A 12717-nucleotide genomic window follows, 5' to 3' on the forward strand; every position below is an offset into this window, starting at 1 on the left:
CGATTTCTGCGGCCTTACTTTCTGCGAGTTCGGGGACAATAATCGAATTCAATTTTCACGATTGGGTTGTCAATGGGATAGCTTAAAGATCTTTGGAGAATCACTGCCATCGTGGCGGTAAAGTCGTTCTATCCCAAGTTACTTTTATTAAGTAAACTCCGCAGGCTTTTAATATTTCTCGGGTGATACGCCACAAACTATCGCGCTGATCCCGCGTAGCTCAATGATGTCCGAACGTTCTGCCTCGAGATCGTCAAGAAAGAAACCTCAGTTTAGTTTTCGTCGAATGAGTATTTCGAAAATTTAACGGCATAATTTTTAAAAAATTGTTGACGGGAAAAACGACTTTCTAGAGTGCGCTCTGTGATTAGATTTTCGCTTTAAGTTTTCAAAAAAGCTAAATCCTTTAACCTCATCATATTGAGGCGTTTACGAGTTTATAAAATGAATTCGCTATATGTTGTGAGGTGCATGGAAAAGTACCTCTGAAAACCCGTGATATGTTGCCTTCAAATTCAGGAGGTGAAACGTGAATCTAAAATCGCTTGGTAAACTGGAACTTGATCAAAGAATGAAAACGTTGGCGCAAAGGGAGCGAGATCTTTTGCATGAAGTTCTTTTGACGATTAAAGAAATCGATTCGCGCCGTACATTTTTGGAATTAGGTTTCGGTAGCCTGTTTGATTACCTGGTGAAGGGGGTGGGATATTCAGAAGGAAGTGCACAACGTCGCATCGACGCTGCTCGCATGATGCGTGAGATTCCAGAGATTGCGGAGAAAATCCAGAGGGGTGAGTTGAAGCTGAATCAAATATCTTTAATTCAAAAAGCCTCGCGTGAAGTATTTAAAAATCAGTCCATCACTGTGACGACGAAAGAGAAGCTTCAAGTAATTAATGATTTATGTGGAAAGAACCACACTGAATCTCAGCAGAAGGTTGCCGAGTTTTTTGATTTGCCAGTGTTGCAACCGACACATCAGAAAACCCAAGCTGATGAAAGTGTGCGTGTCGAATTTACGCTTTCAAAAGAAGCTTATGCAAAAGTAAAACATGCGCAGTCGTTGTTGTCTCATGCAGTTCCTTCAACAGATATGAGTCGCTTCCTAGAATTTTTGGCAGAGAAAGTAATTCAACAGAAAGCGGGATCGAAACCTAAGAAATCTTTTGAAAGGAATAAATTAAATACATCCCGGATGTTCAAAAAATCTAAAATGAACGAGCCGGAAGAATCCAAGAAATCCAAAGAAGCCGGGATAGGAATGCCAAGAGAAAATCCTGAAAAGGTGAGTCCCGCTGATGTAAGCCAGAATGCAAAGTCTACCGCCACGGTGGCGGTGAACAGAAGTAAGCCTTCGGCAAAAGATGTTAAGAGAATTAGAATTGAACAGGGCTGTTGCCAATTTGTCGATCCAGTCACAGGCAGACGATGTGAAAACACTTGGCGCCTGCAAGTTGATCACAAGCACAGCCAATGGGCGGCCGGTGGACATGAAATTGATAACCTTCAGCTATTGTGTGCCGGACACAATAAACTAAAGTATCGCACGGAAGCAGGGATTCGCTATTTATCCTGAGAAGCTAGTTCAGCGCAGGGGGGAGGAAGGCCCTCCGTGATGAGGAATAGACTTAGCTGTCTATTCAAACTTGACGTGAAGCTAGCATATCGGAAGTAGAGGATGGCGATGAAACACAAGTACAGTGAGGGGTGAAAATGAAGATGAAGATGAAAATGAAGACGAGATCGTATGAGTAAAGGTTGGATAAAGGTAACAGCAGGGAATAAAACGAAAGAGAACGAAGCGAACTGAAAGGCACGGAACGGCAAAAAAATTTCTTGGTGTCTCTATTCGTTTTGCCCTGCTGTGGGGGCCACGGACCATGTGAAAACCAAGCCTAAAAGAAACTGCTTAAAACCCTTTGAGTGGAATTCTTATTCTTACCAATCTCAGAGCGAATTTCCTCTTTGATATGCGGAAAAGCGAAAGATTTTTTTCGCATGCGATCGATGAGGACCATGATGTCTTCGGAGTTGTGAACGACTTGAACAATCATGCCCGACGAGAAGTTCTTTTTTTGATAGAACAAGGCTTCGCGGTTGTTTTGATGATGAGGGCCTACCATCACCGGCAGTCCGGCAGCTAGAGCTTCCATGACGGAGTGCACTTGCTTTTTAAAGCTGCCACCAATGAAGGCGATGTCAGCCCAAGTGTAGAGCTCAGCCAGGATCCCGACTTTATCAACCAACAAAATGCTTCCCAAAGGCCAGTGCGTGGATTTGGAATACAGCACGTAAGGCAATCCCGCGTCGCTGAATTGCTTTTCCAGTTTTTCCAAGTGTGCTGGCGTCGTTTCGTGAGGCGCGATGATCATTTTCAAATTATCGCGTTTGATTTTCGATAAAGCCGAAACCAAAACCTCTTCATCTTCAGGCCAAGTGGAGCCTGCGATAAATACAAAATCATCGGTCGAAGGCATCAATTCATTCTTTAATTGCTTCGGATTTTCCAAACGATGGAAAACCTGATCAAAACGCGTGTCACCACTGACTTCGATTTTGGTTTTAATACCCAAATCATACAAATTGCGACGATCTTCCTCTGTAACACAATGAATTTCATCCAACTGGTTCATCGCATACTTGGTCACAAATTTGGAAAGACCTTTCAATCGCGAAGAATTGTCAGCGAAGGTCGCAGAAAACAATCCGCTCGTCAGGCGCTTCTTCTTTGCCACGCGAGCCAAAACCGGCCACACATCCGTGCGCGAGAAAAGCAAAGCCCGGGGATTCCATTTTTCAATGAAGGCCGCCACCGAAAGTTCAAAATCCCAAGGCAAGGCCGCCCACATATCAACGTCGTGCATGCTTTCCAAAATCTTTTTAGCAGACGGGGAGGAGTAAGTCACAATCACCGGAATATCGGGATGCGCCTTTTTAAATTCACGAATCACCGGGCGAGCATACTCAATCTCGCCACTCGCTGCATGAATCCACAAAGGGCGATGCAAAGGAATCAGCTTCTCAGTCCCCGGGTGAGTCATCTTATAAAAGTTATGGTTTTTGTCTTCGATCATCTCGCGCAACTTGCCGCTGATAAATGGGCGCAGAAGCTGCAAAACAATCCAGCCAAAAGGAGCCAAAACGAATTTATAAAACCAAAACACCAACAGGCTCATGACTTTTCCCCAAGGATGATACGCAGTTGTTCGGCCACTTGTGCCGGAGTGATGTCGACCAGGCACTTGTGGAATTTTTCTTTATTAAAGCAAGGACCCTGGCCATGTTTGCTGCAAGGACGACAGTACAAATCTAGTTCCATGATCTTAGTCGTCGGACGCGAAGGAAAGCCAAAGGGAGCGGGGCCCATCAACGCAATCGTGCGTTTCCCCAATTGCTCTGCCACATGCAAAAGCCCCGTATCGTTGCTGATCACCGCGCGAGATAAACCAACCACCGCGGAGCTTACTTGTAAGGATGTCTTACCCGCCAGATTCATGACTCGCTCAGGAGCCACCGCGTGAATGTCTTCGATAAAAGAATCCTCAGGCCCACCCAGTAAAACAAATTTTTGCTCAGGCATAAGCTGAATCAACTGTGCCCAGTATTCCTTAGGCCAGCGCTTTAAAAAATAGGCCGCCGAAGGTGCTAAAGAAACAGTATCGACAAAATCACCTAAAATCCCACGGGCCTTTTCAACCACATCGGCGCTGACAAAAATCTGCGGAGCCGGCGGAGAAAACTTACTGACACCCCATTTTTGCAAGGGTTCCAGCAAATCACGCTGACCGTTGAACGGCTGTTCAAATTTATTAATGCGAAATCTGAAAAGTAAAAATCTTTTCCAACGACGAATCGAGCGGCGAATGAACTTAGGGCCTAGTCCTAAAAAACCAAAAGGTCGCAAGATCAAAGAAATAATACGCGAACGACTGTTGTTGTGAGCATCGTAAATATGCGTAAAACAAACAGGTCGCATGGACCACACAAGCTTCATCAAACCAAATGCACCGGCCTTGCGATCAAACTCCCACACCTTGTGAATATGGGGATGATTGCGCAACAAAGGAGCCATATCTTTGCGTGTGATCCAATGGATCTCGGCATCGGGAAAAGCTTGCGCAATGGCCGATGGTACGCTCAATGTCTGCACGACATCGCCAAACGCTGAAAAGCGAATGATTAAAAATTTAGCACCCTTACGGGTCTCAGTTTGAGACATGAGGGAATCCTAGCAAGGGCGCCCAAAAAGGTCACTTGTTTAAAACGTTCCACGGCAATACCCCCTAAAATCCCCCTCAATAGGGCACAACCTTTGATGTATTAGGGGAAGATAGGGAGAACTATGCTATTTAGGTGTCCCCCCAAAGGGGCTTCTCTAATTCATTTGATGATTTTTTGGGCAGTGCTGGCACTCCCAGGATTCGCTGTGGCGCAAGTGCGCACAGAAATGAAGCTTTTCTCTGACTCTTTCATTAGCCCCGAGTTTGAAGCTACGCAGAAAAATAACTACCAATTTGTCGGCGCTGCGATCAAGACAGAACCGTTTTCTGACTCCGCCTTGCGCATGGATATCTCTGGCGGAGTGGCGATCGGCTCGCCGCTGTTAAATTACCTGAATATCTCTGAACTTTATGTGCAAACCAAACAAAGCGACAGCGAAACATTCTTTATTGGTCGTAAGAAAATGCTGTGGAGTGAGCTGGATGCCCGCTGGGAATTAGGTGTGTGGGAGCCCTTGTTTAAATGGAATCCGCTATCACCAGATCGTCAGGGGTTGTCAGGTATCTTTTGGCAAACTGAAGGACCGACTTACAATTTCACTTTATTTGCATCTCCCATTTATATTCCCAGCCAAGGTCCCAGCTTTGAGATTGAAGACGGCGACTTTGTCAGAGGAAATCCTTGGTTCCATCAACCACCTCAAAGTGTGCGCATCTGGGATGAAGCCACGGAAATGCAATACAACATGAATCAACCTTCCACGACCGAAGTTGTCGTGCAAAATTCCTATGGCGCCAAGATCGCAGTGGGCGATCCTAACGGTTTCAAAGCTCAGTTAAGCTACGTGTATAAGCCTGACAACACTTTGGCGATTGGCTATCAGGGAAGCTTAGATTTAAGCACTCTGAAAGGAAACGTCGAACTGCGCCCGCAAGTCTTCTATCACTCCCTCACGGGTGCTGATGTGACATACAAAGCTAAAAATCTGCGCGTGGGAGTAAGTTCGATCTTAGATCGTCCAACAAAAGAAAAAGTTTTCGAAGAAGCCGACTGGACTCAACCGGTTTTTGAAGATGCGTTGTTAGTAAGTCCGTTTATCGAGTGGGACAACGGCTGGTGGGCCTTTAATCTGATGCGCTTAGATATCCATGGTGGCCGAGTGACAGAGGTCGGAGCGGATCGCGCCAATGAACCTTTGACGAATTTGTATCCTTTTTATCACGCGAACCAAGCGTCGCTTTTAACCAGTTTTTCATTGGGAAAAGCACGCCGTTTGATCACCAAAGTCAGCTTCACGCAATCTGATGAAAACGATTTCCAGTTGTTCCGTATGAATGCGCGTCTGCGCTTTTCAGGTTTATGGTCGTTCTTTGGTGAAATGCAGATGCTAAAAGCGGGGCCGACATCGCAGGACAATCAAAACGAATTGGCTCAGTTTGCCAACAATGATCGATTGATGGTAGGAGCAGCTTATGTCTTTTAAGCGTAAGTTATCTTTATTCATCACTTCGGTATTGATGATCTCGTCAGTGGGTTGCAGTGACTTTATCAATGGTCAGCAAACCAAAGAGGAAGAACTTCATTTCTCGAATGAAAAGCTCGCTTGCTTACAAGGTGTTCCGGAAACTTTGAAACGCCTGACCAATGGTGATGGCGAAAAAGAAGAGATTCGCACCTCTGTCGATTGCTTGCGCCAAGCCCTGATGTATTTCCAAAAGAAAACTTACGGTGCTCAAGGAAATGCCTATACGGTTGAGGAAATGCGCCGCTTTTTCTCGAAATATTTCTTAAAAGAAAACGTGGTCACACCCGAGTTCGCTTTAGAATTGATGAAAATCAAAAAAGCGGTCCTGGGTGGTTCAGTTAATAATTTGACTAAAGATGAAATCACTCGCTTGATTGATGTTTTGGCCATCGTGCGTGACGAAGCGGTGGATTTGGCTCCTCACATAAAACTGCTGTTGCTGGGAGTTCCCGTAGATCAAGCGAACTGGCAACAAGTGTCTGCAGCTGTCGAGCAGTTGCGTGTGGGCTTGCAGCGTCTTTTAGAAAAAACTGAAACATCTCGCTCTGACTATTCCTTCGAGGATGGCAAGCGCGCTCTAAAAGGTTTCAAAGAGTTTATCAAAGACGAAGACACCGATAAAAACGTAACCCAATGGCTTCCGGTTGTGGAAGTGGTCAAAAACGTATTGATGGGTCAAGAAGCTCAACTTGCGACCTACACTCAATGGAAGGGTAGTCTGAATAGTTTGATTGACCTGTACGGATTGGTTTTAAAATATCACTACATCATTCATAATTTTGACATGAGCACGCAACCTAAAGTGCGTGAGGTGAGTCAGTTTATCGGTCAAGCCATTGATTTGATCGAAGGTGCTCCTCAGATCTCAACTCGTGGAATGATTCCGTTGGAAGATATCGATAATCTTATTACGACGATCCTGAATCTTCCCCAAATTCAGAAGATCGCAAAAATCAGACCGATTTCCATCCAAACACTTTATCGTGCGGCCATCCTGCGTTTATTGGAGCCAGGTCGTAACGGAGACTCCCGCGGTATCTTGGGTCTAGAGAAAAAACACATCGTCGCTTTAAGACGTGAATACAATGTGTGGAGACTGGTGCAGAATTTCGTCGATTCGCAACTGATCGCAGGTCGTAGTGCGGATTCATTGATTTCTCAAGATGAGCTTTTAAAAAAATACGGCGATTTCAATGCCACAGGTTACATCAAAGCGGGTCTATCAACAGATCCTTACGAACATACGGCTTTGGAAAATGCCTGGAAAGATTATGGCGATCTTTTGAATTCCGCTGTTCTGATTTCCTATAATGCCAAAGGCCGTATCGAGGAAGTGAATAACGCGCATGCCTCCACAACTACCTGGAAAAGTTTGACGACGTCTAATCTGATGCGAACCATGTCCCGTGGTTTATTGTTAGCATATGGCAGTAACACCAGTGGCGAGTTGACTAAGGCTGCGATGCAAACAAGTGGCCTGGTCACTTGGTACGAGGACTTCAAAGAATTGATGTTCGATCTTAAAGCCTTCGATCCTCGCACCGGAAACACGGGCGAACGCAGCTTCCAGGAAGCGAATTTCTTTACTTTCAGTGGTAATGGGGATTCGTACATGAACCAAAGGGAAACCTTTGAATTTGTCAGTCTGCTTTTCAGTGCGGGCTTGTCTTCTTCAGGAGCAGTCTATAATGACATGTTGCTGGCTGGCTGTGGTAAGGCTAACGGGAAGCACTTGTCTGAAGATGTAGATCCATTGGGTTTTTATTATCTGAATGAGCAATGCTTTCAAACGAATTTCCGTCTGAATTTCAGTAAGTACTTTGATAATTTGCCAGAGATGGCAAAATTCGTGGCGAACTTAAAACCTGAAGAGTGGAAAGAGTTCTACACAACACTTCGCTATCTTGCCTATGTTTCAAACAAAGAAGAACAAGGCCTGGTGGAAGTCGCAAACATCCGTACGATGGTAACGGTTCTTCACTATATGGAATCTGTGATGTTGATTTATGATCAAGATCGCAATCAGACGCTATCTTTGGATGAAGTGTATAAGGCCTCGCCAAGATTCCTGCCTTACATCAAGGATAAGAAAAAAGACGTGCCTTTTGATACTCTTTTGAATCAAGGTTTTGCTTATATGGTGTTTTATGGCAAAGAAGGTTCCGCGGCAGAGATCGCTTGGTTCCAGGCGCAAAAAATCTGGTTGGATGAAGCGAATCGCTTAAATTTGATGCGCGCCATGAAAGCCATCAAAGATATGCAAGTCAGAGAAGCCGCCAAGAAGCTGCAAAAAAATGCATCTGAATCCGCTGTAATGCAAAATAAAGATAAAAATCGCAAGAAATAGCCACATCCGAAATTGAACCCTCTCCCAAACTAAGTTAAGGTTTCCCAGATGTTGGGGATGAAGTTTTGGGTTGCAATTTTGGGGTTGGTTTTGGTGTCACCAGTGGTGATGGCCCGCTCCATGTCCAATGCCCTTGCCATGGACGAAGAAGTTCCCATCATCATGCGTGAGCCAGCCTCTGAACCCGCCTACTACGCAAACCAAGATGCCAGTGCGCGCATCGATCACATCCTGGATGATAAGACCATCAAAGCAACCACATCCTTTAACGATTGGCGTGTGGGTGAGACTGTCGCGGTGGAGTCTCAAAAAAGTGGTGTCGGAATCATTGGTTTCCTAGAAATCATCGGCGTTTCTAACAACGAAGATGGAACCTATCAGGTAACTGCAGAACTTCTGCGCCAATCACGTCTGCATTTTATACAGTTGGGCGATCAGATTTATCACATCAATCTCTCATCTGAAAACAACAGATACAAAGGCACGACCGATTTGATCGTTAAACGTCGCGGGAAAAACATTTCTGCGAAGTACAAGCCTTTATTCACGCAAGGTGTATCAGTGGGGGAGACCGCTGAAACATTGTGGGAAAATGAATACGTCATCAGCTGGTACGGTCAGATCAATTACGGTATTACCGATAAGCTTTCTGTGGGCACGATCATCCCAGGGGATATCGCGGGAGCGTACAATGGCTCCGGCAAATATCGCGTGTTTTCATCTGATTCCAATACATTTTCGGTGGGTGCAAATACCGCCCACGTTCCTAAAGATGGTTCCAATACACTCAACTTTACCGTGTACTGGGATTCGATTTCTTCCGAAAGCGTGATCTCGCATACGATGTTCACGGTGGCCGCCATGTCCTTCGCGGATGCGGCCGATGTGACAGCGGTTAAAACTTTAGGTACGACATCCTTTCAAACAGGTTATGAATTTATCGGCGATAACTGGGACCGCGTCTTGTTGGGCCCGAGTTATAACTTTGAAACCAAAGCGCTCGGTGGATACTTAACCTACGTCAAAATCTGGGACCGTTTCCATTTCAGTTTATCACTCAATTCAACAGATGTTTCGTCCTTTAAGCTTTCGGCAACGGATGGTTATTACGTTTTGTTTGATGCTTATTGGAGATTCTAACTGTGAATCGTTTTTTTATTTCTACACCCCTTGGTTTCGAAAACACGGCTCTTCAGGAGATGAAAGAAATCTGGCCTTATCTGTTAGGGAAAGATGCAAAGACTCATTCTCTGCCATTCCCCGATGTTTCAGTGTTGATGGGGGGATTGGAATTTGAAACGGAACTGTTTCAAGCTCTGCAGTTGAATTTCTTTTTGAAAACAGCGAACCGACTGTTGCTGCGAATGACTTCGTTTCGCACCAAAGATTTGCCTAAATTCTATCAAAAATTCAAATCACTTCCTTGGAAGGAATACCTTCATCATGCGAACGTGGATTGGGAAGTGGCAGCGCAAAAAAGCCGTCTGAACAATGAAAAGCGCTTGCAGGAAAGTGCTGAAAAAGCCTTGCAGGAGATCTTCGCTGGCCAAAATGGCGACAGCACTTGTGCTGCGATTTATATTCGCATGGAAGACGATCTCTGCACGATCAGTCTGGATGCCACAGGTGAACACTTGCATAAGCGGGGTTGGTCCGTGCTTAAAGGTGAAGCTCCGATGCGTGAAACGATTGCGGCTGAACTTTTAAGAGAAATGATCGGGGAGTCGACTCCTGCAGAAGTAGCGTCTGTGAATTTGTGTGATCCGATGATGGGATCTGGAACTTTCCTGACCGAGGCCCGTGGTTTGTGGTCGGGGCAATTTCAAAGAGACTACGCTTTTAAGCAGTGGAAGAAATGTCCAAAGCTTTTCTTGTCGTCAAGCTTTGCCTTGAACTATGAAATCCCTGCGCGTGCGCCGTTCAAAGCGGTGCTAGGAATGGACATCAATCCCGAGATGCCTGAAATCGGCCTTAAAAACTTCAACGAAGTTGAAGCGCAGTTAAAGGCCTATCAACGAGACGAGTTTAAGTCCCAGGAGCATAAATTCTGGGTTCAGGACGCCCTTCAAGGTGTGGACCTTCCGGGTGCACTGTGGATGGTCGTAAACCCTCCTTATGGGGAGCGCTTGCCGGTTGCGGGCAAAGGGGGCCTTAAGACCCTGGCGGCTGAGCTATGCCGTTTATATAAGCCCCAGAAGCTTGGGATCCTGTATCCGGACAAGGATCGGGTTCAACCGGCTCCCAACGGCTACCAAATCGAAAAGGAGCTCAAAATCAACAATGGCGGCATCCGCTGCCTGTTTACGATTTTGACACCCCTGTAAAAGAGGATTTGCCTCTGGCGGAATCGGACCGATCAGGTTAGATTCTGCCCCTATGAAAAGCCTAAAAGTACTTTCCGCTCTATTTTTTTCCTCCGCACTTTTAACGACTGCTTGTACGCCGCAAGACAAGGAAATCGCTCCGCCGAATGTTATGGCGAAGATCAAGTATCCAAAAGGTACTAAGGGCAAAAAAGGCGGTGGAAGTTTTGGCAATTCTTCCCGTGTGACAATCGGAGCCTATGCGGCTTCATCTGTGATGATGGAAAAGCAAATTGAGGCTTTGGAGCTTGCACAATTGGCATTGGGTCACGCAGACGTCACAAAATCTTTGTACTCCATCAGCGAGAAAGCGACGGATGAAAAAGGTGTCACAACTTTAAAGATCACTTCTTTGAAAGATGATCTGAACTATTCAAACGGATTGGGCGCTATCAAAAGCAAAATGAACAAGGCCTTCAACGTAACTATTGCTACTACAGAAGAAGGTCAAATTGCCGTGGAAATTCTGGGTCAGCCGGTTAAGTCTTTCGCTGATGCATTGGACTTGAAAAAGACTTATATGAATGTGTTTGAAGATTCTTACAAGTTGGTTCTAGTGACATTGAAAGACGATCCTTCGAAATTAGGTCTCGCTCTTCAATCCAGCGGTAAATTTAAAGCTTCTTCTAACGGCACTGTTAGGGAAGAGTCGTATTCATATATTATGAAAATGCAAATCGATGGCGCAAGTTTGACAGCTCCTGTTGTTTCTATCCTTAATTCCGACATGGCTATGGTTTTGGGTAAGGATCAATACGCGGTTTCTGCAAAGGATTTGACTGTTAAAGTTGAAGGCCGTTGTAATGAACTTGTGGGTGCCGGTGTGATCGAATCCGACAAATACAAAAATCCTGTTACTTTCAATAACACGTCCGTTACAGTCGGCAAGAAATGGAAGCAAGATCTTGCGACTTGCGGTCACCGTCCAACGGTTGATATCGGTCGTTTGCTAGTTTACTAAAATTTCTGAAAGCAAAAGCAAGGGCGGTCAGGCAACTGACCAGGGTAATAAAAAAGCCGCGGTTTAAAACGCGGCTTTTTTATTTTTAGCTTTTGAAGCTATTTCTTTTTGCTCTTTTTCGCGGGAGCTTTTTTCTTGTCAGTCGCCGCCGGTTTATCATCTTTCACCGGAGTCTTCGCTTCACTTCTTTGTTTCAAGCGAACGTAAAGCGGGAAGTGATCCGAGATACCTGTTTGTTCATCGTAATCCCAACGTTTAGGGTACTTGCCTTTTTTAAGGTGAATCGGGTTGTAGCGAATCACGTCGATTGTGTTTGGCATCATTTGGTAGCTGCCAGATCCATCACCCAAAAGGGCTGGGCTGTAAACTTGAGCATCCAGGAAAGACCAAGTGCCGCGGTAGTTGTGAGTACCCGGGCAGTCTTTGCAGCCCACAAAGTGAGAAACCGCGCCACCTTTTGCCAGGATATCGCGGAAGATATGAACCCTGTCTTCTTCTTCAGCTGAAATATTCAGGTCGCCACCGAATACCACCATGGCATTAGGGCCTTTTTGTTTGATCAACTCGACAGTGAAATTGGCGATCTGTTGACGCCAGTACGTCGGGTTCGCTTGAGAAGGGTAGTGGCCCACCATGAAAGTGATAGGATCGCCATTGGGCGCTTTTACAGTCACTTCCAGGATACGACGAGAGCGCTCCATCCATTCGCCATCTTTTTCGTTTTCAGGCTTCCACGGAATCGCGTGCAAGACGGGTTTGCCAACCAAAGGAAAGCGCGACAAGAAGGCCACATTAATACCGCGCTTGTCAGGCCCATCGATAATCACTTGAGTGATGTAGTTGGCAGCAGCCAATTTTTCGTTCAATTGCTTAAGAACGACATCGCTTTCGATCTCGATCAACATCAAATTGTCGGGACCATTATTATCAACGCCCAAAACAACTTTAGCGATGTTGTTAAGCTTTGTATCCAACGCATCTGGAGACCAGTCCGTCGTCAGGCACTCGTTTTGACGATAGGAACTGTCATTATTTTTGACACAAGCAGCGCGAAGTTTCGCGTCGCCTTTTTTCATATAGGCTGGCAAGAATGTTTCGTCGTCATGGCCTGCAGTCTTTACAGTGTCGAACAAGTTTTCGACATTGAAGGACATCACGCTGATCTCATTGTCCGCTTTCGGGGGAAGATCCCAGTGTTTTTTCGAGAAGGAGACGGCACAACCCGTTACCAGGGCCAAAACCAGAGACAGAATCAAATTCTTAAGCAATGTGTACTTTTTCATAGGCACTCACAGTAGGC

General features: G+C 45.5%; 9 protein-coding genes. 6 read left to right on the plus strand and 3 right to left on the minus strand.

Features of this window, described 5'->3' with window-relative positions:
- Nucleotides 1-571: 571 nt before the first annotated feature.
- Complete coding sequence (locus ACLSU7_RS00070; RefSeq protein ID WP_413293481.1) at nt 572-1576, plus strand: HNH endonuclease; 1005 nt, start codon at nt 572-574, stop codon at nt 1574-1576.
- A 319-nt stretch (nt 1577-1895) separates the two neighbouring features.
- Here ACLSU7_RS00070 and ACLSU7_RS00075 read toward each other — a convergent pair whose 3' ends face one another.
- Together ACLSU7_RS00075 and ACLSU7_RS00080 are read right to left on the minus strand one after the other, a co-directional pair.
- Complete coding sequence (locus ACLSU7_RS00075; RefSeq protein WP_413293482.1) at nt 1896-3176, minus strand: 3-deoxy-D-manno-octulosonic acid transferase; 1281 nt, start codon at nt 3174-3176, stop codon at nt 1896-1898.
- On the minus strand, nt 3173-4219 hold the full coding sequence (locus tag ACLSU7_RS00080) for a glycosyltransferase family 9 protein (protein ID WP_413293483.1): 1047 nt from the start codon (nt 4217-4219) through the stop codon (nt 3173-3175). Before ACLSU7_RS00080 ends, ACLSU7_RS00075 begins: the two co-directional genes overlap by 4 nt.
- Nucleotides 4220-4387: 168 nt before the next feature.
- Here ACLSU7_RS00080 and ACLSU7_RS00085 point away from each other — a divergent pair, with 168 nt between their 5' ends.
- The 5 genes from ACLSU7_RS00085 to ACLSU7_RS00105 are packed head-to-tail and all read left to right on the plus strand — an operon-like array spanning nt 4388 to nt 11417.
- The gene (locus ACLSU7_RS00085) at nt 4388-5704 is read left to right on the plus strand and encodes a hypothetical protein (protein ID WP_413293484.1); all 1317 of its coding nucleotides are present in this window, start codon (nt 4388-4390) and stop codon (nt 5702-5704) included.
- Entirely contained in the window at nt 5694-8093 is a 2400-nt protein-coding gene (locus ACLSU7_RS00090; protein WP_413293485.1) for a hypothetical protein, read from the plus strand. The genes ACLSU7_RS00085 and ACLSU7_RS00090 overlap by 11 nt, the downstream gene beginning before the upstream one ends.
- A gap of 57 nt (nt 8094-8150) precedes the next feature.
- Entirely contained in the window at nt 8151-9233 is a 1083-nt protein-coding gene (locus ACLSU7_RS00095; RefSeq protein WP_413293486.1) for a hypothetical protein, read from the plus strand.
- A 2-nt stretch (nt 9234-9235) separates the two neighbouring features.
- Entirely contained in the window at nt 9236-10417 is a 1182-nt protein-coding gene (locus ACLSU7_RS00100; RefSeq protein ID WP_413293487.1) for an RNA methyltransferase, read from the plus strand.
- A 52-nt stretch (nt 10418-10469) separates the two neighbouring features.
- On the plus strand, nt 10470-11417 hold the full coding sequence (locus ACLSU7_RS00105) for a hypothetical protein (RefSeq protein ID WP_413293488.1): 948 nt from the start codon (nt 10470-10472) through the stop codon (nt 11415-11417).
- 98 nt (nt 11418-11515) lie between these two features.
- Here ACLSU7_RS00105 and ACLSU7_RS00110 read toward each other — a convergent pair whose 3' ends face one another.
- On the minus strand, nt 11516-12700 hold the full coding sequence (locus ACLSU7_RS00110) for an endonuclease/exonuclease/phosphatase family protein (RefSeq protein ID WP_413293489.1): 1185 nt from the start codon (nt 12698-12700) through the stop codon (nt 11516-11518).
- Between the last annotated feature and the right edge of the window lie 17 nt (nt 12701-12717).

The organism is Bdellovibrio sp. HCB185ZH (assembly GCF_047302455.1).
Lineage (GTDB): Bacteria > Bdellovibrionota > Bdellovibrionia > Bdellovibrionales > Bdellovibrionaceae > Bdellovibrio.

Coding starts and splice junctions, on each gene's coding strand:
- ACLSU7_RS00070 (WP_413293481.1), top strand. CDS start 572: ATGAAAACGTTGGCGCAAAGGGAGCGAGATCTTTTGCATGAAGTTCTT.
- ACLSU7_RS00075 (WP_413293482.1), bottom strand. CDS start 3,176: ATGAGCCTGTTGGTGTTTTGGTTTTATAAATTCGTTTTGGCTCCTTTT.
- ACLSU7_RS00080 (WP_413293483.1), bottom strand. CDS start 4,219: ATGTCTCAAACTGAGACCCGTAAGGGTGCTAAATTTTTAATCATTCGC.
- ACLSU7_RS00085 (WP_413293484.1), top strand. CDS start 4,388: ATGATTTTTTGGGCAGTGCTGGCACTCCCAGGATTCGCTGTGGCGCAA.
- ACLSU7_RS00090 (WP_413293485.1), top strand. CDS start 5,694: ATGTCTTTTAAGCGTAAGTTATCTTTATTCATCACTTCGGTATTGATG.
- ACLSU7_RS00095 (WP_413293486.1), top strand. CDS start 8,151: ATGAAGTTTTGGGTTGCAATTTTGGGGTTGGTTTTGGTGTCACCAGTG.
- ACLSU7_RS00105 (WP_413293488.1), top strand. CDS start 10,470: ATGAAAAGCCTAAAAGTACTTTCCGCTCTATTTTTTTCCTCCGCACTT.
- ACLSU7_RS00110 (WP_413293489.1), bottom strand. CDS start 12,700: ATGAAAAAGTACACATTGCTTAAGAATTTGATTCTGTCTCTGGTTTTG.